At 70.6% G+C, this 21,585-nt stretch carries 19 protein-coding genes and 1 pseudogene; 5 read left to right on the top strand and 15 right to left on the bottom strand.

The annotated features are described in order from the left end of the window. Positions 1–12: 12 nt before the first annotated feature. The 9 genes from OCS65_RS05135 to OCS65_RS05095 form a co-directional block, all read right to left on the bottom strand. Positions 13–900 carry a carbohydrate ABC transporter permease gene (locus OCS65_RS05135; RefSeq protein ID WP_029546317.1) on the bottom strand — a complete coding sequence of 296 codons (888 nt, stop codon included), beginning with the start codon at positions 898–900 and terminating at the stop codon, positions 13–15. Then, positions 897–1,946: a carbohydrate ABC transporter permease gene (locus OCS65_RS05130; protein WP_029546318.1), complete on the bottom strand. Its 1,050-nt coding sequence runs from the start codon at positions 1,944–1,946 to the stop codon at positions 897–899. The genes OCS65_RS05135 and OCS65_RS05130 overlap by 4 nt, the downstream gene beginning before the upstream one ends. 113 nt (positions 1,947–2,059) lie before the next feature. Then, the gene (locus OCS65_RS05125; RefSeq protein WP_029546319.1) at positions 2,060–2,980 is read right to left on the bottom strand and encodes a L,D-transpeptidase; all 921 of its coding nucleotides are present in this window, start codon (positions 2,978–2,980) and stop codon (positions 2,060–2,062) included. Between the two features lie 145 nt (positions 2,981–3,125). Then, positions 3,126–4,805, bottom strand: coding sequence for an FAD-dependent oxidoreductase (locus tag OCS65_RS05120; RefSeq protein WP_029546321.1), 1,680 nt, complete (start codon positions 4,803–4,805; stop codon positions 3,126–3,128). A 129-nt stretch (positions 4,806–4,934) separates the two neighbouring features. Then, on the bottom strand, positions 4,935–5,150 hold the full coding sequence (locus OCS65_RS05115; protein WP_006931721.1) for a dodecin: 216 nt from the start codon (positions 5,148–5,150) through the stop codon (positions 4,935–4,937). 65 nt (positions 5,151–5,215) lie between these two features. Beyond that, entirely contained in the window at positions 5,216–6,424 is a 1,209-nt protein-coding gene (locus OCS65_RS05110) for a serine hydrolase domain-containing protein (RefSeq protein ID WP_263509051.1), read from the bottom strand. A gap of 82 nt (positions 6,425–6,506) precedes the next feature. After that, on the bottom strand, positions 6,507–7,034 hold the full coding sequence (locus tag OCS65_RS05105) for a DUF6764 family protein (protein ID WP_050035963.1): 528 nt from the start codon (positions 7,032–7,034) through the stop codon (positions 6,507–6,509). A 130-nt stretch (positions 7,035–7,164) separates the two neighbouring features. Further along, the gene (locus tag OCS65_RS05100) at positions 7,165–8,217 is read right to left on the bottom strand and encodes a DNA polymerase domain-containing protein (RefSeq protein WP_006931712.1); all 1,053 of its coding nucleotides are present in this window, start codon (positions 8,215–8,217) and stop codon (positions 7,165–7,167) included. A gap of 6 nt (positions 8,218–8,223) precedes the next feature. After that, entirely contained in the window at positions 8,224–9,291 is a 1,068-nt protein-coding gene (locus OCS65_RS05095) for an ATP-dependent DNA ligase (protein ID WP_006931710.1), read from the bottom strand. A gap of 101 nt (positions 9,292–9,392) precedes the next feature. On the opposite strand from OCS65_RS05095, the gene lppU reads away from it, so the two are divergent. Beyond that, positions 9,393–10,001, top strand: a complete 609-nt coding sequence (gene lppU, locus OCS65_RS05090; RefSeq protein ID WP_006931708.1) for an LppU family putative lipoprotein — start codon at positions 9,393–9,395, stop codon at positions 9,999–10,001. Positions 10,002–10,023: 22 nt separating this feature from the next. On the opposite strand, the gene corA is transcribed toward lppU, so the two are convergent. Further along, positions 10,024–11,178 (bottom strand): magnesium/cobalt transporter CorA, encoded by a 1,155-nt coding sequence (gene corA / locus OCS65_RS05085; RefSeq protein ID WP_006931706.1) that lies wholly within the window; start codon positions 11,176–11,178, stop codon positions 10,024–10,026. A 342-nt stretch (positions 11,179–11,520) separates the two neighbouring features. Here corA and OCS65_RS05080 point away from each other — a divergent pair, with 342 nt between their 5' ends. After that, positions 11,521–12,201 carry a 3'-5' exonuclease gene (locus tag OCS65_RS05080; RefSeq protein ID WP_006931704.1) on the top strand — a complete coding sequence of 227 codons (681 nt, stop codon included), beginning with the start codon at positions 11,521–11,523 and terminating at the stop codon, positions 12,199–12,201. Positions 12,202–12,322: 121 nt separating this feature from the next. On the opposite strand, the gene OCS65_RS05075 is transcribed toward OCS65_RS05080, so the two are convergent. Next, on the bottom strand, positions 12,323–13,744 hold the full coding sequence (locus OCS65_RS05075) for an RtcB family protein (RefSeq protein WP_029546328.1): 1,422 nt from the start codon (positions 13,742–13,744) through the stop codon (positions 12,323–12,325). A 92-nt stretch (positions 13,745–13,836) separates the two neighbouring features. Between OCS65_RS05075 and OCS65_RS05070 the strand changes: the two genes are divergently transcribed. Next, positions 13,837–14,253, top strand: a complete 417-nt coding sequence (locus tag OCS65_RS05070) for an archease (protein WP_006931695.1) — start codon at positions 13,837–13,839, stop codon at positions 14,251–14,253. A gap of 559 nt (positions 14,254–14,812) precedes the next feature. On the opposite strand, the pseudogene OCS65_RS05065 reads toward OCS65_RS05070, so the two are convergent. Further along, positions 14,813–15,277: pseudogene (locus tag OCS65_RS05065) on the bottom strand (M23 family metallopeptidase); the annotation flags it as partial. Between the two features lie 264 nt (positions 15,278–15,541). On the opposite strand from OCS65_RS05065, the gene OCS65_RS05060 reads away from it, so the two are divergent. Beyond that, complete coding sequence (locus tag OCS65_RS05060) at positions 15,542–16,414, top strand: F510_1955 family glycosylhydrolase (RefSeq protein WP_373867484.1); 873 nt, start codon at positions 15,542–15,544, stop codon at positions 16,412–16,414. Positions 16,415–16,518: 104 nt separating this feature from the next. Here OCS65_RS05060 and OCS65_RS05055 read toward each other — a convergent pair whose 3' ends face one another. After that, positions 16,519–17,232 carry a DUF305 domain-containing protein gene (locus tag OCS65_RS05055; protein WP_029546334.1) on the bottom strand — a complete coding sequence of 238 codons (714 nt, stop codon included), beginning with the start codon at positions 17,230–17,232 and terminating at the stop codon, positions 16,519–16,521. 557 nt (positions 17,233–17,789) lie between these two features. On the opposite strand from OCS65_RS05055, the gene OCS65_RS05050 reads away from it, so the two are divergent. Next, positions 17,790–18,056, top strand: coding sequence for an SHOCT domain-containing protein (locus tag OCS65_RS05050; RefSeq protein WP_006945984.1), 267 nt, complete (start codon positions 17,790–17,792; stop codon positions 18,054–18,056). 262 nt (positions 18,057–18,318) lie between these two features. On the opposite strand, the gene OCS65_RS05045 is transcribed toward OCS65_RS05050, so the two are convergent. Both OCS65_RS05045 and OCS65_RS05040 read right to left on the bottom strand, forming a co-directional pair. Next, positions 18,319–20,709, bottom strand: a complete 2,391-nt coding sequence (locus OCS65_RS05045; RefSeq protein ID WP_065922034.1) for a heavy metal translocating P-type ATPase — start codon at positions 20,707–20,709, stop codon at positions 18,319–18,321. A 404-nt stretch (positions 20,710–21,113) separates the two neighbouring features. Then, on the bottom strand, positions 21,114–21,569 hold the full coding sequence (locus OCS65_RS05040) for a hypothetical protein (protein WP_065922033.1): 456 nt from the start codon (positions 21,567–21,569) through the stop codon (positions 21,114–21,116). Between the last annotated feature and the right edge of the window lie 16 nt (positions 21,570–21,585).

Here is a 21,585-nt window from a genome sequence, read left to right as displayed (position 1 = left end):
TCCTGGAAGAGTTCAGCCCTTGACCGCACCGGAGGTGAGGCCCTTGATCATGTGTCGTTGCAGCGCAAGGAAGACCACGAGGATCGGCAGCATGGCCAGCACCGTGCCGGCCATCACCGGACCCCAGTTGGTGACGCCGTCGTTGTTCTGCAACTGGGTCAGTCCGATCGGCAGCGGGGCCACCGACGCGTCGTCGGCCATGAGGAACGGCCACAGGTATTCGTTCCACTCGTTGACCACGGTGATGAGCGCGAACGCGACCAGGGTCGGGCCGGACACGGGCAGCACGACCCGCCACAGCAGACGGACGTGTCCGGCGCCGTCCATCCGTGCCGCCTCGATGATCTCGGCGGGGATGGACAGGAAGTGGTTGCGCAGCAGGAACGTTCCGAACGCGATGCCCGCGAGCGGCACGATGATCCCCTGGAAGGTGTTGCGCCATCCCCATTCCGCCACCAGCGCGTAGTTGGAGATGACCGTGATCTGGTTCGGCACCATCAGGGCGGCGACGATGCCGACGAACACGAGATTCTTGCCGGGGAACCGCAGGAACACCAGACCGTAGGCGCTCAGGATGCCGAGGACGAACTTCACGCTCGACAGCACCGTGGTGATGATCAGTGAGTTCCGCAGGAACGTGCCGAACGGCACCGAGGTGACGGCCTCCGTGTAGTTCTGGGGATGGAACATGCTGGGCCACCAGGTGACCGGCAGCGTGTAGATGTCGGGCCGCTGCTTGAACGACGTCACCACGATCCAGTACAGCGGCAGCGCCACGACGAGCAGTGCGACGACCATCGCGGCGTAGGCGAGCACACGGATCGCGCGCTCCCGACGCCGGTACGGCTCTGCCGCCGTCGGCTCCGCACGTACGATCCGGCGGTCCAGAAGCGCCGTCATCCCACGATCTTCTTCCGCGCCACCGGCCGGATGTCACATTCCGTCGAGGGGACCGAACGCGTGTCACATTCGGCCCCGCGCCCGCGACGGCGACGGCGAAGGCGGGGGCCGCGGACGGGGCGGGGCCGGTCGTCGCGGTCCATGAGACGCACCTGGTACACCGTGACCGCCAGCAGTACGAGGAACATGACGGTCGCGACGGTGGCGCCGTAGCCGGCCCGGAAGTTGCGGAAGGACTCGTTGTAGACCTGGTAGACCATCGTGGTGGTTCCGGTGCCGAGCGGTCCGCCCCGGGTCATCACGTTGATGATGTCGAAGACCTGGAACGAATTGAGCAGCACGGTGATCGACAGGAAGTAGGTGGTGGGTCGCAGCTGCGGCAGGAGTACGCGCCGGAAGGCGGTCCACGACGAGGCGCCGTCGATCGCGGCGGCCTCGGAGAGTTCGGGGCGCAGGCCCTGCAGGGCGGCGAGATAGATGACGAAGGTGTAGCCGAGGTTCTTCCACAGGTAGGTGAGGGTGACCATCACCAGCGCCCAGGCCGGATCCTGGTAGAAGTCCGGGGCGCCGATCCCGACCCTGTCCAGCAGGTCCTGGACGAGGCCGAAGTTCGGGTCGAACATGAACTGGAACGCCACGCCCACCGCGGCGCCGGAGATGACGAACGGCGCGAAGAGTGCGGAGCGGACGAGGTTGCGGCCCAGGAGTTTACGGTCCAGCAACAGCGCCAGCGCCAGACCGAGCAGCATGGATCCCGCGACGGTGGCGACGGTGAACACGACGGTGTTGCCGACGATCTGCCAGGTGTCGGCGCGGCCGAACCACTCGCGGTAGTTGCCGAATCCGACAAACGTGGCGGTGGGGCTCGAGATGTTCCACTCGAAGAACGAGAGGCGGATGTTGTCGACGAGCGGCCGGTACGTGAACAGGATCAGCAGCGCGAGATTCGGTCCGATCAGCGCGGCGAACAGCGCGTAGTCGCCCCATGGGCGTCGCGACAGCCCCCGATCGGGTTGGGGCAATACTCTTTCCGGACTCGAGCGCACTGCGGCAGTGTGCCTGCCGCGGGCGAACCGGAGGTTACGCCGGTCTGGCGCCGGCGAGTACTCTCGCCACCCGGAAGGTCACCAGGTGCTCGCCGGCGTCGACCGTTGTCCGGCTAGAGGTTCCAGTCGCCGAGGCCGTCCCAGCCGTTGAGGGTGCCGCCACCGGTGTTCTGCACGATCACCGGGTCGCCCTTCTGGGCGTTCTCGAAGAACCAGCGACCGTCCTCGGTGCTCACGTTCAGGCACCCGTGGCTGACGTTGGTGTTGCCCTGCGCCCACTCGGACCACGGCGCCGCGTGCACGAAGATGCCGCTGTTGGAGATGCGGGTCGCGTACTCGACGTAGGTGCGGTATCCCTCGGGCGAGTCGACCGGAACGCCGTACGTGGACGAGTCCATGTACATGTCGCGGAACTTCTCGCCGACGATGTAGGTGCCGTTGGGCGTCTCGTAGCCGGGCTTGCCGAACGACGTCGGCATGGTCTTGACGACCTCGCCGTTGCGGGTGACGGTGATGGTCTTGGTGTTGTCGTCCGCGACGGTGATCAGCGCGTCGCCAACGGTGTACGACGACTGCGTGCCCCCGGCGTTCACGGTGACCTGGGTGTGGGCCGGCCAGAACTCGAACGGCCGCCACCGCACCTGCCGGTCCGAGGCCCAGTAGAAGTGCCCGGACACCGGCGGGTTCGACGTGACGGTGATGGCGCGCTCGGCGGCCGCGCGATCGGTGACGTTCTCGTCGAAGCGGATGATGATCGGTTGGGCCACGCCGACCGTCTCACCGTTCGACGGGTTGATCGACGGGGCCGAGAACGGCGGCGGCGTGGGTGCGACGGAGTTCGAGCCGCCCGGAAGCCTCTCGACGAGTTCCTGCACGCTCGGCAGTTCGGGCCCGCCCGGCCACAGGGGTACCGCGGCGGCGGGTCCCGTCATGGTGAGCATGGCGGCGCCGGCCCCCACCAGCGCGGTGGCGACACGGCCGGACCAGCGACCGGCGCGGCCACGACTGCTCGGCCGACCCTTCTTCTCGAACATTCGACAACCCATCGTTCGTTCGTGCCGTCGCACCCACGTCCGCCCCGACAGCGACGACTTGGCGAACCCATTAGACACAGCTCCCCCGCAAGCGGGCAATTCGACCATGCCCGCCCGGACCACCCCTCGCGGGCTCGCGCCCAGGTCAGGACTCGATTCGAGAGGCGGCAAGGAGATCGGCGACAGCGACGAACTTCACGCGAGAGCGACCCGCGGCGCCGCCCCGGGCGCGTTCCTGCTTGTCGATCTGCTGCCAGCCCCGGTAGTCGACGTACTCCGGCCGGCGCTCGGAGACCAGCGCCGCGAGCTTCTCCCGGTCGGCGACGGGTGCGACGAGCCGGCCGGCCACGAAATCCTGGACCAGGTGCTCGACGGTCTGGGCGGAGCACTGCTTGTTGGTGCCGATGACGCCGGTGGGTCCGCGCTTGATCCAGCCGGCGGTGTACACGCCGGGCAGCGGCTCGTTCGTCTCCGGGTCCACGACCCGGCCCTCCTCGTTGGGGAGGATGCCGCGCTGGTCGTCGAACGGCAGGTCGGCGACGGGGGCCCCGCGGTAGCCGACAGAACGCAGGACCAGGCCGGTGGCCAGGGTCTCGGTCTGCCCGGTGCGGTGCGCCTCGAGCCGGCCGTTCGCCTCGACCAGTTCGGTGCGTTCGAGGGTGATCGATTCGACCCGGCCGTCACCGCTCAGCTCGACAGGGGCGGCGAGGAAGCGCAGCACGATCCGCTTGTTGCCCTCGGTGGGGCGCCGCTGGGCGAAGCCCTGGACCTGTTCGACCTTCAGCGCGATCCGCGGTTCGGCGGTGGGGTCGTCGACGAGGGCGCGGCTGGCCGGGTCGAGTTCGGCCTCGGCCGGGTCGACGACGATGTCGACGCCCGTGAGCTGACCGAGGGCCAGCAGTTCCGGGTTGGTGTAGGCGGCCTGGGCGGGTCCGCGGCGTCCCACGACGACGACCTCGCGGATGTTCGACTCGCGCAGGGCGGCGACGGCGTGGTCGGCCATGTCGGTCTTCGCCAGCTCGTCCGGGTCCATGACCAGTGCCCGCGCCACGTCGAGGGCGACGTTGCCGTTGCCGACGATCACCGCGCGTTCGCCGGACAGGTCGAAGGTGCGGTCGGCGTAGTCGGGGTGTCCGTTGTACCAGGCGACGAACTCGGTGGCCGCGTGCGAACCGGGCAGGTCCTCGCCGGGCACGTCCAGGCGCCGGTCCCCGGCGGCGCCGACGGCGTAGAGCACGGCATGGTGGTGCGCGAGTAGTTCCTCGTGGCTGATGTGGGTGCCCACCTCGACGTTGAACCAGCACTGGCTCTTCTTGTGGCCGAGGGCACTACGGAACAGCTCGCCGACGGCCTTGGTGCTCTGATGGTCCGGGGCGACACCTGCGCGGACGAGGCCGTACGGGGTGGGCAGGCGGTCGAAGATGTCGACCTCGACACGGGCCCGGCCGGTCAGCTCCAGCGCGGCGTAGCAGGCCGCCGGCCCCGAGCCGACGATCGCCACCCGCAGGGTGCCGAGCTCGGCGGGAATCTTGGTGCGGTCGCGTTCCTCGGGCCAGTCCGGTCCGATCGGGTATCGCCGGTAGTAGTCCTCGGCGATCTTCAGATAGGGCTCGTGCGCGGCGGGCAGCTCGTTGTCGGCGTAGATCGCGTCCACCGGGCATTCGTCCACGCACGCGCCGCAGTCGATGCAGGTGTCCGGGTCGATGTAGAGCATCTCGGTGGTGGCGAACGGCGCCTCGTCGGGCGTGGGATGGATGCAGTTGACGGGGCAGACCTCGACGCACGAGGCATCGTTGCAACACGCCTGGGTGATCACGTAAACCACGGTGGATACCTGCCTGAAGTGCCGGGGGTTCGACGACCCACTCAGACTATAACGTGTTCCAATTCCGGTCGAGATCCGGTTCGCCGCCCCTGCTCTCCCGGCGTGTCCCCCGCCACCGGACCGGACGCGTCAGCCGTCGGTCGGCTCGATGCGGAAGCCGATCTTCACGGTCACCTGGATGTGCGCGACGGCCCCGTCGTCGATGTGGCCCCTGACGTTCATCACCTCGAACCACTCGAGGTGGCGCGTGGTCTCCGCCGCACGCGCGACGGCCTGCTTGATCGCGTCGTCGACGCTGTCCGTCGACGAACCCACCACCTCGATCACCCGGTACACGTGGCTCACAGTGTCGCTCCCTCCGTATCGAACTGCTTCGAACAATCGTGGGGGTAGGCGCCGCGGCACCTTCCTCAGGCGCGGCGGGCCAGGTCGCGCGCCAGCGCGCCGAGCCGCGCGAGGCGCAGATCGCCCAGCGCGATCGGACCGCTGCCCAGCCGGTTCGTCGTGAACGCGAGCGCCAGTCCGGTGTCGAGGTCGGCGAAGGCGCCGGAACCGCCGACCCCGTAGTGGCCGAGCGCCCCGCGCGGCCGCTCCCGGCTGACGAACACCGGCTGGTGGTAGCCGAGCCGCCACGCCATCGGGACCCCGAGCACGTAGTCGCGGCCGCGCACCTGGACCTCGCTCATGGCCTCGATGGTTTCCGGGTGCAGGAACTGCACGCCGTCGATCGTGCCGCCCGCGGCGATCGCCCCGTACATCCGCGCCAGGGCGCGCGCCGAGAACACCCCGTTCCAGCCGGGCATCACCGCGTCGTGCACCGCGGGATCGCGCACCAGCTCGTCGAACTCCTCCGGCATCGCGGCCTCCGCGAGGCCCCGGGTGAGGCTCACCCGGGACAGCACCGAGGCGGTCATCCCCCAGTGCAGGCCGGCGGGATTGATCCGCGGGAACAGCTTGGCGATGCGGTGCCGCTGCTCCTCCGGCACCCGGAACCAGAATTCGGGGGTATCCAGGGGTTCGGCGATCTCCTGCCGGACGACGTCGACGAACGGCGACCCGGTCACGCGCTGCACGATCTCCGCGACGAGCCAGCCGTACGTGACGGCGTGGTATCCCGGGCCTTCCAGCCGGCGCGGGTCGGGTGGGGCTGCGGCCAGCGCACGCACCGTGGCGTCGTAGTCGACGATGCCCATCCGGCCGGGCCGCAGGTTGCGCACCCGGTGCAGTCCGGCCCGGTGGGTGAGCACGTCCGCGACGGTGACGTCCTCCTTGCCGGCCGCCGCGAACTCCGGCCAGTACCGCGCGACGGGGGCGAAGTAGTCGATCAGGCCGCGGTCGGCGAGCCGGTGCACCACGGTGGACGCCACGCCCTTGCCGGTGGAGAAGGACAGCGACACCGTGTCGCGGTTCCACCGCCGGTCGCGGGTGGCCCAGCCCGCCCAGATGTCGAGCACCTTCTCGCCGTCCAGGTAGGCCGCGAGGGCCCCGCCCCCGTGCCGGGGCAGCCGGTACAGGTCGAAGAAGCGATCCGCGAGCGGCAGGAATCGCCGGTCGACGTGCATCTCGGTCGGCGGCGGTTCCTGTACCGCCGCCGCGCCCCGCACCGGTCGGGCTGTCATCCGTGGTACCTCCCAGTCGACATCGTGCCGCCAGGTTACGTCGCAGCGTCCGGTCCCGAACGGGTTTTCCGCAGGCTCCCGGTCAGGGCGTGACGTACCGGAACGTCCCCAGCACGACGCACCCACGGCCGGTGGTGAGGTTGACGGCGGTCGCGGCGGACCCCTCGCACAGCACCGGGTCGCGCAGGTCGCCGATGAAGGCCTGGGACTGCGGGCCGGCCACGACGACCGCGGTCGCGGGCTCCTCGACGATGCCCAGGGCCAGCGCGTCCTCACCGAAACCGAGCGTGGCGAGAGAACCGCCGCGGGCCTCGCCCGCCCCGGCACCCCCCGAGAGCCCGGCCGCGAGCACCCGCGCCCCGGTGCGCGCGTCGGCGAAGCCGACTCCGCCGTCGCCGTGGGCCCACGCGCCGCTCGGTGCGTCCGCGACCGCGCCGCACGCGGTCCGCCCGTCGAGCTGGGTGACCGAGGCCGCCGAACCCGGGGGCGCCGCACACGTCACCGCCTGCGCGGACGGCGCCGCGACGAGTGCGGCCCCGACGGCCGCCGCCACCACGGCCCCACCACCGAGAACCCGAACCGACTTCCGCGCATCCGCTACCACCGACACGGTGACTGCCTCCTCCGGCCTCGTCCCCCGCAAACCGAATCCCCCAGGGGGAGTCTACGGAGACGCGCACCGGTTCACCGGGTCGGCGGGCATCGATGCGGTCACGAGAGGTCACCGCCCCGGTGAATCCCTAGCCGGGCCGCTTGCGGTCGGTGTCGCGGGACGGCTGCACCCGCTTCGGCTCGCCCGGCATCTTCGGATGGGTCGGCGGGTAGGGCAGGTCGCCGAGGCCCGCGGCGGCGTCCCGCTCGGCCATCTCGAGCAGCACGTCGAGCGCCTGCGCGGTCTCGTCCATCGCGGCCATCGGATCGCCGCGGCGCTCGAGCAGGCCCGGCACGGTCGCGATCGTGAGATCGTCCGGGTCGGCGTCGACGAGTTCGTCCCACGTCAGGGGTGTCGACACCGTCGCGATCGGGGTGCGCCGCACCGAATATGCCGACGCGATCGTCTTGTCCCGGGCGTTCTGGTTGAAGTCGAGGAAGATGCGCTGCCCGCGCTCCTCCTTCCACCACGCGGTGGTGGCCCGGCCGCCGCTGCGGCGTTCCACCTCCCGCATCAGGGCGATCCCGGCGCGGCGCACGCCGACGAAGTCCCACTCCGGGACGATGCGGACGTACACGTGCAGGCCGCGGCCGCCCGACGTCTTCGGGAAACCGACCAGACCCAGCTCGTCGAGCAGCGGTCGCAGCACCTCGAGCGCGACCGCGCGGGCGTCGTCGAACGCGGTCCCCGGCTGCGGGTCGAGATCGATGCGCAACTCGTCCGGGCGGTCGACGTCCCCGCAGCGCACCGCCCACGGGTGGAACGTCACGGTGCCCAGGTTCGCCGCCCACACGACGTCCGCCGCGCTGCGCACCCGCAGCACGTCGGCAGTGCGGCCGGACGGAAACGTCACCTCGCACGTCGCGACGTGGTCGGGCCGGCGGGCAGGCACCCGCTTCTGGTAGATCTCCTCGCCCTCGATCCCGTCGGGGAACCGCTGCAGATGTGTCGGCCGCTCCCGCAGCGCCTGCAGCAGCGGCGCCGAGCCGGCCGTCGCGACGGTCCGGTAGTACTCGACGAGGCGGCGCTTGGTGCCGGCCTCTCCGAGCCGGGGGAAGTACACCTTGTCGGGGTTGGACAGGCGGACGGGCACGCCGCCGACGTCCAGTTCCACGGCGGGAGAACGCTTCGCATCGGGCACCGGAGGTCACACTCCTGTCCGGTCGAGGACGTCGCCGAGGTCGTACCGCACCGGCACGTCCAACTGCTCGAAGGTGCAGCTGCGCGGCTCGCGGTCCGGTCGCCACCGCAGGAACCGCGCCGCGTGCCGGAACCGCAGGCCGGTCTCGGCGTTGCCCTCCATCTGGTCGTAGGCCACCTCCAGGACCCGCTCCGGCCGCAGCGGTATCCATCGGCGGTCCACCGCCGTCCGCCACCGGCTCGGCTCCCCCTCGGCGACGACGTCGGCGCCGACCCGCAGCGGTGCGAGTTCGGCGAGCAGCTCCTTGCGCTGTTCGACGGTGAACGCCGACGCACCGCCCACCATCACCGGTTCGTCGCCGCCGTCGTACAGGCCCAGCAGCAGGGACCCGACCCCGTCGATGCTCTTGTGCGGCCGGTAGCCGATGAGCACGCAGTCGGCGGTGCGGGCGTGCTTGACCTTGAGCATCTCCCGCTTGTCCGGCACATAGGGCCCGTCGAGACGCTTGGCGACGACCCCGTCGAGACCGGCACCCTCGAACTCGGCGAACCACCGGCCGGCGGTGTCCGCGTCGCGGGTGGCGGCCGTGACGTGGCAGCTGGGGCCGCCGCCGACCACCGCCCGCAGCCGCTCCCTGCGCCGCGCGAACGGCGCCTCCATCAGGTTCTCGTCACCGATCGCGAGCAGATCGAAGCCGACGAACTGCGCGGGGGTCTGCTCGGCGAGCAACGCGATGCGGCTCGCCGCCGGGTGGATTCGCTCGGACAGCGCCTGCCAGTCGAGCCGGATCCGGCCGTCGCGCGGGCGCGGCACCACGATCTCCCCGTCGACGACGCACCGGGCGGGCAACTCGGCCCGCACCGCCGCCGCCAGTTCCGGGAAGTACCGCACGAGGTCCTTGCCGCCGCGCGAGGCGAACACCACCTCGTCGCCGTCGCGGAACACGACGGCGCGGAAGCCGTCCCATTTCGGCTCGTACGACCACTCGGGGTCGCCGTCGGCGGGCTGAGCCGGGACCTCGGACACGGCCTTGGCGAGCATCGGTGCGATCGGCGGAGCGACGGGCAGCTGCACCGGCCCATGGTCGCACCCCGAGCCGACTCGTGCCCGCCGGATTTGCGAGAAATCACCCTACGTTTCCCGCCCGAGGCGGACATTCCGTACGCTCTCCCCCCATGAACTTCATTCGACGGGTGAGCGGCACCGCCGTCGCGCTGGCCGCGGCGGCTCTGGTACTCGGCGCGTGCGGATCGGACGTCGAGCCCCGGGCGGTGCCCGAGTCCGGGTCCGAGACCACGTCGGCGAGTGCATCGGATACCCGGACCACCACCGGCCGTCCGACCACTACCACGGCACCGACGTCCCCCGGCTCCTCCGGCCTGGACATCGACGTCGAGATCGGCGACTGCGTGCGCCTCGGCGGCACCGTCGACGACGCGACCATCGAGAACGCGACCTGCGGCAGCATGGACTCGAACTACAAGGTGATCGACATCGTCGACTCCAGCGAGCAGTGTGTCTCGGACGCCGACCAGACCTACTACGAGTCCTCCGCCGGTGTCGAGGTGGGCGCCCTGTGCCTCGACGTCGACTGGGTGGTGGACAGCTGCATGGACATCTCCGGTGAGGACCCGCAACGCGTCGACTGCGCCGCGCCCGGCCCCGAGACGGAGAAGGTCACCGAGATCCTGCAGAACACCGACAACGTGAACGACTGCTCCGTCTCCGAAGGCGGATTCGTCTACAGCGAGCGTCGTTTCGTGGTCTGCACCGACACACTCTGAGGTCGCCGTCCGCCGCGGCCGGCTACAACCAGCCGCGGCGGCGGAAGATCGCGTAGAGCCCCGCGCACGTCATGACCATCATCAGTAGGGCCATGGGATATCCTGCGGCCCAATGCAATTCCGGCATGGTGTCGAAATTCATCCCGTAGACCGTGCCGATCAGCGTGGGCGCGAACAGAATCGCCGCCCACGCCGAGATCCGCTTGATCTCCTCGTTCTGCTCGATGCTCGCCCGGCTGAGATTGCGCATCTCCTCGTTCTGCATCTGCGAGACCAGCGTCGCGTTGACCGTGAGGATGTTGCCGAGCAGCTGACGGAAGCTGTCGACCTGCTCGACGACCGTCGTGGCGTGGTCGGTGACGTCCCGCAGGTAGCGCTGCAGTTCGTCGTCGGTGCGGTACTTGGCGAATCCCGACGACAGACCGGACAGCACGGTGAGCAGCGGCTTGGCCGCCCGCTGGAACTCGATGACCTCGCGGGACAGTTCGTAGATGCGGCGCGAGACCCGCGGATCGCCGCTGAACACCTCGGTCTCGATCTCGTCGATGTCGTTCTGCAGGCCCGCGACGACCGGCGCGTACCCGTCGACGACGGCGTCGAGGATCGCGTAGAGCACCGCCTCGGGGCCGAGCCGCAGCAGATCCGGCTCGCTCTCCATCCGGTCCCGCACCGCCGACAGGTCGGGCGATTCGCTGTGCCGGACGGTCAGCACGAACGTCGGGCCGACGAAGACGTGCACCTCACCGAAGTCGACCCGCTCGGATTCGTCGACGTAGCGGGCGGCCCGCAGCACGACGAACAGCGTGTCGCCGTACCGCTCGAGCTTCGGGCGCTGATGCGCGACGATGGCATCCTCGACCGCGAGTTCGTGCAGCCCGAATTGCTCTGCGGCGGCGTTGAGTTGAGCGTCGGTGGGCCGGTACATCCCGATCCACGCCATCGAGCCGGGCTCGGGCAGGCAGTCGAGGGCCTGCGCGAGTGTCGCCGGCGACGCGACGCGGCGGCCGTCACGGTAGACCGCGCTGTCGACGATGCTGCTCTCCGCCCCCGCGGCGTCACGGCCGGGACTCGACGCGACGGCGGGGTGCAGGGACGCACCGAACCCGGCGGACGGGTCGGCGGTCGCCGCCGCGGAGCGACGCGGCAGCAGGGCACGGACGGAACGGTTCGGCAGCATGTCGGCACGGCCTTTCGGGGGGCACGGGGGACGACGGCGACGGCATTCGCCGTGGGACGTACACGCGGCGGCAACCGTCGCGCACCGAAAGGACGCGTACGGGCTGCCGTCAGCCGGTACTCGGAGGTCGACTGCGCATCGCGAGTCCCACCTCCTCCACATCACCCGGAACCGCTCCGGGGGCCTGACGAAACACCAGCAGCGTACGCCTTCGTGCCGCACGGAGCCATTTCGGCCGGTCCGGCGCACGACGTCGCGCCGCCCGGCGGACGGTGTCGGTGGCTGCGGCCACAATCGCCGTGACCGCCCTCACCGCCCGCACGACCGACGACAGGACCCCCGATGACGCACTGGCCCGATCGACCGATCTGCGCGTTCGACCTCGAGACCACCGACCGCGATCCGCGGATCGCGCGCATCGTGACCGCGTCCGTCGTCGTCCTCGACGGTGACACCGTCGCGTCGCGGACGTGGCTGCTCGATCCGGGCATCGAGATCCCGGAGGAGACGTCGGCGATCCACGGCGTGACCACGGAGCGGGCGCGCGCCGAGGGCCTCGAGTACACGGCCGGCTACGCCCAGATCCGCGAGGCACTGTGCGAGGCCTGGGTCCGCGATCACATCGTCGTGGCGTTCAACGCCAGTTACGACCTGACGGTCATCGACGCCGAGGGCCGCCGGCTGGGCCTGCCGGGACTCGCCACGGGCCTGGTGTTCGACCCGTACGTCGTCGACCGCGAGATGGACCGCGGCCGCGAGGGCGGCCGCACCCTGCAGGCGGTCTGCGCTGCGTACGGCGTCACGCTGACCGCCGCCCATCAGGCCGAGGCGGACGCACTCGCGGCCGGGCAACTGGCGCGGGCGCTGTGCACCCGCTTCCCGCAGCTCGCCGACCTGGACATCATGACGGACCAGGCGGCCTGGCACGCGGAGCGGCAACGCAATTTCGCCGAGTACCTCTCGGGCCTCGGCCGCGACGCGTCGGACGTGGACCCGCAATGGCCCATCCGCGGTATCGCCTGAGAGAAGTTGCCGGGCAGCGGTTTCCAATGCAGAAACTCTCGACACCGTCCGTGGGCGACCGAATGTCACATGCGTTCGATCGAATCGAACGCATGTGACATTCGGTCCGGCCGCTCGGCGCTCACCCCTTGACGACGCCGAGCGGCACGAGCCGGGCGATCCGGCGGGCCAGGCCCGCACGTTCGCTCACCTCCGCCACCGCGTCGATGTCCTTGTACGCCTCCGGCTTCTCCTCGGCGAGTCCCCGCCACGAGCTTCCCCGCACGAGCACCCCGTGCGTCTCGAGTGCGTCGCGCACCGCCCGGCCGTCGGTGTGCCGGGCAGCACGGTGCCGGCTCTGCACCCGACCGGCCCCGTGCGCGGTGGAGTAGAACGCCGGGTTCCCGGCGACACCGGCCAGCACGTACGACGCGGTGCCCATCGTGCCGGGGATGAGCACGGGCTGCCCTGCATCGGTGAGGTCGGCGGGCACGTCGGGGTGGTCCGGCGGCAGGGACCGCGTCGCGCCCTTGCGGTGCACGCACAGCGCGCGGACCCGGCCGCCGACCTCGTGCCGCTCGATTTTCGCCAGGTTGTGCGAGATGTCGTAGAGGAGGTCGAGGGTCGTGCCGGCCGTTTCCTCGAAGACCCGGCGGGCCGCCTCGGTGAGCAACTGCCGGTTGGCCCGGCCGTAGTTGGCCGCCGCCACCATGGCCCCGAGATAGGCCTCCCCCTCCGGCGACCGGACCGGAACGCACGCCAGCTGCCGGTCGGGGACGTGAATCCCATAGCGGCCCATTGCCTTACCCATCTCACGTACATGGTCGGTGCAAATCTGGTGGCCCAGGCCGCGGGATCCGCAGTGGATCATCACGCACACCGTGCCCACGTCGAGCCCCATCAGCCGCGCGGTGTCCGGATCGAAGACCCGCTCGACGGCCTGGACCTCGAGGAAGTGGTTTCCCGACCCGAGGCTGCCGAGCTGACCGAGGCCCCGCTCGACGGCACGGTCGCTCACCGAGTCCGGGTCGGCGCCGTCCAACACGCCACGGTCCTCACACCGCTCGAGGTCGCGGGCGACGCCGTGCCCCTGCTCCACCGCGAAGCGGGCGCCGCCCGCGAGCACCTGCCGCAGCACGGTACGGTCCGGGAGTTCCCACACGCCCCGGGTCTCCATGCCGCGCGGTACGACGCGACCGAGCCGGTCCATCAACACACCCAGGCGCGACGCGAGGGCGGACCGGTCCGCGTCGCGTGCGATCAGGAGCCGTACGCCGCACGAGATGTCGAAGCCCACGCCGCCGGGGGAGACGACGCCGCCGTCGTCGATGTCCGTCGCCGCGACCCCGCCGATGGGAAAGCCGTAACCCCAGTGCACGTCCGGCATGGCGAACGACGCGGTGACGATGCCGGGCAGCGTCGCGACGTTGGCGACCTGGGTGAGCGCCTCGTCCCCCTCCGCGACGGGGAGCAGGGACCGGGCGGCGAAGACGATCCCGGGTACGCGCATCGCGCCGGCCCGATCGATCCGGAACCGGTACGGGGTCTCCTCGACGATCCTCATCACTGTCCGATCCGGGGGCGGGAACGCGACGTCGGCGGCCTCGTTCCACCATAAGATCTGCAGTGCCTGCTGCACAGGCCCGGGAGCGAATCATGAACGGAAGCGGGTACCGGTCGGTGCCGCACACGGCGGATCTGCGCATCGAGGCGTGGGCACCGACCCGTGACGAGTGCATCGCGCAGGCGGTGCGCGGCGCCGTCGCGAGCTTCGCCGACATCTCGTCCGCGGGACCCGGCCGGGTCCGCAACCGCCCGTTGACGGCCGACGGCGACGAGGACCTGCTCGTCGCGGTGCTCGACGAGGTGATCTATCTGCTCGACACGGCCGGGGAGATCCCGATCGACGTGGTCGTCGAATCCGGCGGCGGCACAGCGGAGGCGCGGTTCTCGATGGTCGACGCCGCCGCGGTGCCCCAGATCGGTGCGGTCCCGAAGGCGGTGTCGCTCCACGAGCTGCGCCTCGACCGAGGACCGGAAGGGTGGTCGTGCTCGGTGACGCTGGACGTGTGAACCGGCGACGAGCGCCGCAGTACCGGTCGCGGCACGCCGAGCGCAGGCGACCGTGTGGGCGCCCTCGCCGTTGTGACTTTCCGCTGTAGATGGCCGGGATTGCCTGCCGGGCCGGTGCCCGTTGCCGGGGCCGAGACCCGGGTGGTCGGCGAGCGGCGGCGCTACATCGGCATGTTCATCATGGGCATCCCGCCCATCTGGTGGAGCCACATCATCAGCTGGTGCAGCAGGGTGTGCGCCTGGTCCATCATGCCCATCATGTTCACGGCCGTGACCTTTCTGGAGCCGAGTAACCCTCGGGGGCGGGATCGTCCCACTATGGCGCTCTGTTGTTCCCCGATGTGCCACCTCGCCTGCGAGATCCGTCTTCTTCAACAGATCTTCACGAGATCTCGACTTTCGGTGTCCGGACACGGCAGGAGTGGGCCGCAGCACCCCCGCACTTCGGAACCTGCCGGCGCGCATGGCGTGGCACCGGTTCATTCGAGCTGTCGTGCGCCGCCCGGCGTGGGTGCGCTGCGGCTGTGCCAGTGGGGCGGTGCGGTTGCCCGCTCGGAGGTCAGTCCGCAGCGATGATGGGGGTGCCGCGGTCGGCCAGCCACTGCGCCGGGTCGGTCTTGGCGCCGGAGCGGTCTTCGACCTCGAAGTGCAAGTGGGGTCCGGTGGAGTTGCCGCGATCTCCGACGGTGGCGATCTTCTGCCCGGCTTCGACTCGTTGCCCGGCCGTCACCAGGTTGGTGTTGTTGTGGCCGTAGGTGGTCACCGTGCCGTCGTCGTGCCGGATGCGTACCCACAGCCCGTAGCCCTGTGCCGGTCCGGCGCTGATGACCTCCCCGTCGGCGACGGCGACGATCGGTGCGCCCATGGTATTGGCGATGTCGATGCCTCCGTGTCCCCGCCCGTCCCCGAAGGTGGAGGTGATCACCCCGGCGGTCGGGGCGACGGACCGCCCGGTCCCGCCCCAGTGCCCGCCGTCGGCCGGGCGCGGCAGGGTGGGGCTTGCGGGTGCGGCGCCGGGGTCTTCCCCTCCGGTGGCGCTCTTGTTGCCGGGGCCGTATCGGGTGTGCCCGCAGCAGGCGCGTCGTCGCCGCCGGGCGGCGCCCCAGGCTCCGGTGCCGGGGGTTGCCCGAATCTCGCGTGCTCTCGACCGCTACCGTCCCCCTACACTGAGGGCACTCGGTCTGTCGAGTGTGAGAGGAGCGGAGATGCGGAACCTGTCGCCGCTGACGATCGTGCTGACCGAGCAGGAGCGCCTGCGGGTGCGCGAACAGCTCCGGCAGCGAGCTGCATGAATCGCGACCAGTTCTCCATGGACCTCAAGGCGCGTGCGCGCACCTGGACGAGCCTGCCGGGCGCGGTGTCGGCGTTGGCCGCAGCTGCCCTGCTCGTGGCCGGATGCTCGTCCCCCGACACCCCTCGCGCGGCGACCGTACCCTCCGGCGCCGCCACCGCACCGCGCGTTGCGTTGTCCCCGGCGCTCGATCACGTGCACGGGATGAGCGTCGATTCCGCCGGCACGATCCTGGCCGGCACCCACAGCGGACTGGTCGCGGTCGCGCCGTCCGGCGCCACCACCGAGGTCGGCACCTCCGACGACGATCTGATGGGGCTGGCCGGGGTGTCCGGCAGCGACGTGCTGGTCGCCTCGGGCCATCCGGGTCCGTCGAACCCCGGCCCCAACCCGCTGGGTTTGCGCCGCAGCGACGACGGCGGGCGCACCTGGACCGACCGGTCCCTGCTCGGAGAGGTGGATTTCCACGCCCTGGCCACGGACGGCACCGTGGTGGTCGGTTTCGACGGCACCCGCGGCATCCGGGTGTCCACCGACGCCGGCGCCACCTGGAGCGCCGGTGCCACCGTGGCGGCCGCGGCCCTGGCCCTGACCCCGGGCGCGGTGTGGGCGATCACGCCGGCCGGGCTCGAGCGCAGCACCGACCTGGCACGCACCTTCACCCCGGTCGAGGACGCACCCGCCCTCGTGCTGCTGGCCGGCACCGGCGACGGGCTGTGGGGCATCGATGCCGACGGCTACGCCTGGCGCAGCCGGGACGGCGCCGCCTGGGAGCAGCGGGCCTTCGTCGGGCAGGTGGAGGCGCTGACCGCCACCGGGTTCGACACCGCCTACGCCGCCACGGCCGAGGTCTTGTACACACTGAACTGACGCGGTCGGACCGGGCGGTGCTCCCCGCTGACCGGTGGGGCCCGGCACGTCCGCGTGCCGGGCCCCACCGTGTCGACCGCGCGAGCGCGGCGGCTTTCTCGCGGTCACAACGAGGACAAAATGTTCTCCATCGTGGTGATCTCCTGCTGCTGCGTCTCGGCGATGGTGCGCGCCATGGCCACCGCGTCGGAATTCTGCCCGGAGTCGACCTCGGTCTGCGCCATCGCGATCGCGCCGCGGTGATGTTCGATCATCTGGGTCAGGAACAGGCGGGACGCGTCGACACCCTGTGCGTCGCGCAGGGCGGTCATGTCCTCGGCCGACATCATCCCGCTCATGCCGCCACCCATCTGTCCGCCGCCGGGCATCGTGGTGGACTGCATCGGCATGTCGTGTCCGGGCATCTCCATCCCGGGGGACGACATGGGCATGTTCGGAGTGGCCATCGGCATGCTGGTCGTGCCCATGGGCATGGTGGGCTGCCCCCAGTCGGTGAGCCAGCTCTGCAGCTGCTCGATCTCCGGGCCCTGGGCGGCCTTGATCTGCTGGGCCAGTTCGGTGACCCGCGGGTCGATGCCCTCCTTGGCCAGGATGACGTCGCTCATCTCGATGGCCTGGCTGTGGTGCGGGATCATCTGCTGGGCGAAGGTCACATCCGCCTGGTTGTGGTCGGCGGCCGTCTCGGCGGAGGCGCTGGTGGTCGCCGTCGCCGACGGGCTCGCCTGCGAGGCCTGATCGTTGCCCGAGTCGCTGCAGGCGGCCAGGGTGAGCGCCGCAGCGACCGCCACTGCGCCGGTGGCCAGAGACTTCTTCCTCACAAGAACATTCCTTTCCGTCGTGTACACGCACCGGGCCGACACCACGGTCGCGATAGCGAAGGCATCCCCCACAGCGGCTGCGGCAAACCCGGCCCGCCTCACCCCTCGGCGGGGGACGCGGACCACTGCGGGTGTGATACGCCCTCTGCGGTGCGGCCGACCGGCCGGCCGCACCTCGTCCGGATCCGAGCCTGGCAGCCGCACCCGGCGACAACTCGGACCTTTCGGTGAAGATTTCCTGAAGAACCACCGCGCCGAGCCCGGAGCCGGGGTCACACGGCGCTCCGTGCCCGGACCGTGGACGCTGCGGCCCCTTCCCGCCCCGGCCCCTCCGGCAATCGGCGACCGACCCGGACGCCTGGGCGACCATCGCCGCTGTTCTTGAGCAGATCTTCACGGAAACGACGGCGAAGAGCTCATCGAGGCCGGGCACCGTGGACAGCGAACACACCGGGACCGCGCACCGCTGCCCCACGCGGGGTGCCGGTGCTGCGGCCGACCGGGTCGGACAGCCGGTGTCCGGTAGCGCCGACCGAGGGCGAGGAAGGGTGGTTTCGATGATGTTCTGGTACGGCAACGGCATGAACGGTTGGGGTTATGTGCTCATGACCGTCGGGATGGTGGCGTTCTGGGCGTTGGTGATCGTCGGCATCGTGATGCTGGTGCGCGCCGCGACTCCCCGGTCGACACCACCGCCGGCGCCCTATGCCCCGACGCCGGAAGAGATTGTGGCCATGCGCTTCGCCCGCGGCGAGATCGACGAGGACGAGTACCGGCGCCGTCTCGACGCCCTGCACACCCATCGGCCCGGCCCGGGGGCGTGAAGACCGCAGTCAGGTCGAATCGCCCTGCCCACCTCAGGTGCGCCGGGTTCAGGAGCGGCGGTGTCAGCGGCGGTAGTGGCGACCGTCGGAGTCGTCGGTGACCAGGCGGTACAGCACGTAGACCGAGAACCAGACGATCAGCACGGACACCAGCACGAGCGCGATCTCGTACACGAGGACCACACCACCGATCCTACGGCCGCGCCGGCCACCCGATCCCACCCTGGCGTCGACCCCTGGATGCGCCGACACCGCGGTGAGGTCAGCGGTGCGGGCTGGTAGGGATCGGCTCCGGTGCCGGGCGCGGCGCCGGCTGCTCCTGCGGTGGGGACGGCAACCGCAGCCGCTTGAGCATCAGCGCATTGACCGCGACGATCAGGCTCGAGCCGGACATCGACAACGCCGCGATCTCCGGGCGCAGCACCAGCCCGAAGGCGGGCTCGAACACGCCGGCGGCGATCGGCAGCGCGATGACGTTGTAACCGACCGCCCAGCCGAGATTCTGCCGCATCTTGCGCAAGGTGCCCCGGCCGATGCGCAGCGCAATCGGCACATCCAGCGGGTCCGAGCGCATCAGCACCAGATCGGCGGTTTCGATCGCGACGTCGGTGCCGGCACCGATGGCGATCCCCAGATCCGCCTGCGCGAGGGCGGGTGCGTCGTTGACGCCGTCGCCGACCATGGCGACCTTCTTCCCGGCTCTTTGCAGTTCGGCGATCTTGTCGGCCTTGTCGCCGGGCAGCACCTCGGCGATGACGGTGTCGATGCCCAGTTGTCCGGCGATGCGGCGGGCTGTGGCCACGTTGTCGCCGGAGAGCATGACCACCTCGATGCCGAGTTCGTGCAGCGACGCCACCGCCTCGGCCGAGGTCTCCCGGGCGGCGTCGGCCAGGGCAATCGCCCCGACGCCGCGGCCGTCGACAGCGACGAGGACCGCGGTGCGGCCGGTCGAAGCCAGCTCGTCGCGCCGGTCCATCAACGCGCCGAAGTCGACATTCTCGGCGACCATGAGTTTGCGGTTGCCGACGGCCACCCGCCGGCCCGCCACCTCGGCAACCGCACCGTGTCCGGGCACGTTGCGGAAGTTCTCCAACGACACCGCGGGAAGGCCGCGGGCGGCGGCATAGCGCACGATCGCACCGGCGAGAGGATGTTCGGATTCGCGTTCGACCGCCGTCACCAGGGTCAGCAGCTCGTCCTCGGTGAGCCCGTCGACGACGACGTCGGTGACCTCCGGCTCGCCCTTGGTCAAGGTGCCGGTCTTGTCCATCACCACGGTGTCGATGCGGGCCGAGGTCTCGAGGGCGGTGGCGTTCTTGAACAGCACGCCGCGCTGGGCGCCGAGACCGGTGCCGACCATGATCGCGGTCGGGGTGGCCAACCCGAGCGCGTCGGGGCAGGTGATCACCACGACGGTGATGGCAAACAGCAGCGCCCGCTGCACATCCCCGTCGACCGCCCACCACACCACGAACGTGCCCAGCCCCCCGATCAGGGCGACGAGCACCAGCCAGAATGCGGCGCGATCGGCCAGGCGCTGGCCGGGTGCCTTGGAGTTCTGGGCCTCCTGCACCAGCGCGACGATCTGCGCGAGCGCGGTGTCGGAGCCGACCTTGGTCGCCCGTACCCGCAGAGTGCCGGTGGTGTTGATCGACGCACCGATCACCTCGGATCCTTCGGCCTTGGTCACCGGCAGGGACTCCCCGGTGACCATGGATTCGTCGACCTCGGAACTGCCGGTCTCGACGGTGCCGTCGACCGGGATCTTCGCCCCCGGTCGGATCAGGAGCAGGTCCCCGACCACGACCTCGGCGGTGGGGATCTCCACCGGCTGCCCGTCGCGCAGTACCACCGCCATCGGCGGGGCGAGTTCGAGCAGGGTCCGGATGGCATCGTTGGCGCCGCCGCGGGCGCGCATCTCGAACCAGTGCCCGAGCAGCACGAAGCTCGCCAGCACGGAGGCGGCCTCGTAGAACACCTCGCCGCCGCCCGTCAGTGTCACGCCCACGCTGTAGAGCCAGCCGGTGCCGATCGCGACGGCGACGAGCACCATCATGTCCAGGGTCCGCGCCTTCAAGGCCCGGTAGGCACCGTCGAAGAAGATCCACGACGAGTAGAAGATCACCGGCAGGCTCAGCAACAAGGTGAACACGTCGTCGCGCAGGCCGAACGGCGCCGGGACGGTGAACCCGAACATCTCGCGACCCATCGGCGACCACAACATGATCGGGATCGACAGCACCAGCGCCACCAGGAACCGATTGCGCATGTCGCGGACCATGGCGTCCATCGACATCCCGGCGTGACCGCCGTGACCCATCAGCTCCTGCGCGGTGTGCCCGCCAGGCATCTCGTGCGCCGCCGGCTGCGGGGGATGTGCGGGTGTGCCCGGGCCCGGAGCCGGTTCGCTCATCGGGTCGCACACGTGCTCGGGCACCGAGCGGCCGGCGCAGTGATAGCCGCAGTCCCGCACCCATTTCGACAGCTCCGCCACCGACGTGCGGTCCGGATCGTAGGTGACGGTGGCGGTCTGGTTCACCGCGTTGGCCTCCACCGCGGTCACTCCCGGTCGGCGCAGCAGGGCCGATTCGATGACCGGCGTCGACGTCGCCCAGTGCAGGCCGCCTACTTCGAGAACGGTGGTTCGGTTCATTCGATCCGGTCCCTCCCTCTGATAGCGGGGACGCATTACTCGCCCCCGTACGCAGTGCGGTTCCGCCGAACCGCAGTACCGGTAGCCGACACCGGTGAACGGTCATCGCTGATCGAGTCCGAGTCTGCCCCGCCCCGCCCCGGCATCTTCTGGTGGTTGGATGAAGATCCGTTGAAGAAGTCCGGGTCTCGGTCAGGGTCCGTGCTCGTCGGTACCAGTGCCCCGGCGATGATCAGCCATCTCGCCTCCTCGGATTCCGGATGTGCGGGTCGGTTGGTACCGGAGCCGTGCGCCGATGACTCTTCCCGCCGCGGTGGGGGTTTCGGCTGGTGGTTCGGTGAAGATCTGTTGAAGACTCTGCATCCCCCGAAACGGGTACCGCCGAGCCCTGCGGTGACAGTCCCTCAGCCGCTGTGGTGTTCGCCGTGGTCGGCCGGGACGGTGGTGGTCGGCACCGAGCTCGGTCCCGGCGCCGGCGCAGGGTTCGGGGCCGAGGGGCCGGTCAGAGCCGGTCCGAGCACGAACGCCGAGAGCGAGAACATCGCCGCGAACACCACCAGGGCGAACGCCGGGGCCTTCCAGGTGTGGAACCGCCGGAACAGCCGGCGCAGCAGCGGAATCGAGAACACCACCCCGAGGGCGAAGAACAACAGGTTGCCCCCGGCGCCGGTGACCAGCGCGGCCCCGGCGATCAGGCCGACGTGGTGCAGCACGTGCGGCGCCAGCCCCATCACCGCGCCGAGGGCCGCGGACACGGCGTTCCAGGTCGCGGCCAGCGGGCCCTTGCGGGCCGGCACGGCCGCCGGTGGGGTGCTCATGGCTTCGGCGGTGGCGGGGTGCTCGCCGGGAGGAGTCGTCACACGCAGGCTCCGTCTT

It is taken from the genome of Rhodococcus aetherivorans (assembly GCF_025722975.1).
GTDB classification, from domain to species: domain Bacteria; phylum Actinomycetota; class Actinomycetes; order Mycobacteriales; family Mycobacteriaceae; genus Rhodococcus; species Rhodococcus aetherivorans.
Note: the sequence above shows the minus strand (reverse complement) of the source record. Positions and strands in the feature narration are given on the sequence as shown.

What these genes read in the sequence shown, in the direction of transcription:
- OCS65_RS05110 (WP_263509051.1), bottom strand. Translation starts at nt 6,424, where the DNA reads ATGACAGCCCGACCGGTGCGGGGCGCGGCGGCGGTACAGGAACCGCCG.
- OCS65_RS05135 (WP_029546317.1), bottom strand. Translation starts at nt 900, where the DNA reads ATGACGGCGCTTCTGGACCGCCGGATCGTACGTGCGGAGCCGACGGCG.
- OCS65_RS05080 (WP_006931704.1), top strand. Translation starts at nt 11,521, where the DNA reads ATGACGCACTGGCCCGATCGACCGATCTGCGCGTTCGACCTCGAGACC.
- OCS65_RS05075 (WP_029546328.1), bottom strand. Translation starts at nt 13,744, where the DNA reads ATGAGGATCGTCGAGGAGACCCCGTACCGGTTCCGGATCGATCGGGCC.
- lppU (WP_006931708.1), top strand. Translation starts at nt 9,393, where the DNA reads ATGAACTTCATTCGACGGGTGAGCGGCACCGCCGTCGCGCTGGCCGCG.
- OCS65_RS05045 (WP_065922034.1), bottom strand. Translation starts at nt 20,709, where the DNA reads ATGAACCGAACCACCGTTCTCGAAGTAGGCGGCCTGCACTGGGCGACG.
- OCS65_RS05125 (WP_029546319.1), bottom strand. Translation starts at nt 2,980, where the DNA reads ATGTTCGAGAAGAAGGGTCGGCCGAGCAGTCGTGGCCGCGCCGGTCGC.
- OCS65_RS05050 (WP_006945984.1), top strand. Translation starts at nt 17,790, where the DNA reads ATGATGTTCTGGTACGGCAACGGCATGAACGGTTGGGGTTATGTGCTC.
- OCS65_RS05060 (WP_373867484.1), top strand. Translation starts at nt 15,542, where the DNA reads ATGAATCGCGACCAGTTCTCCATGGACCTCAAGGCGCGTGCGCGCACC.
- OCS65_RS05070 (WP_006931695.1), top strand. Translation starts at nt 13,837, where the DNA reads ATGAACGGAAGCGGGTACCGGTCGGTGCCGCACACGGCGGATCTGCGC.
- corA (WP_006931706.1), bottom strand. Translation starts at nt 11,178, where the DNA reads ATGCTGCCGAACCGTTCCGTCCGTGCCCTGCTGCCGCGTCGCTCCGCG.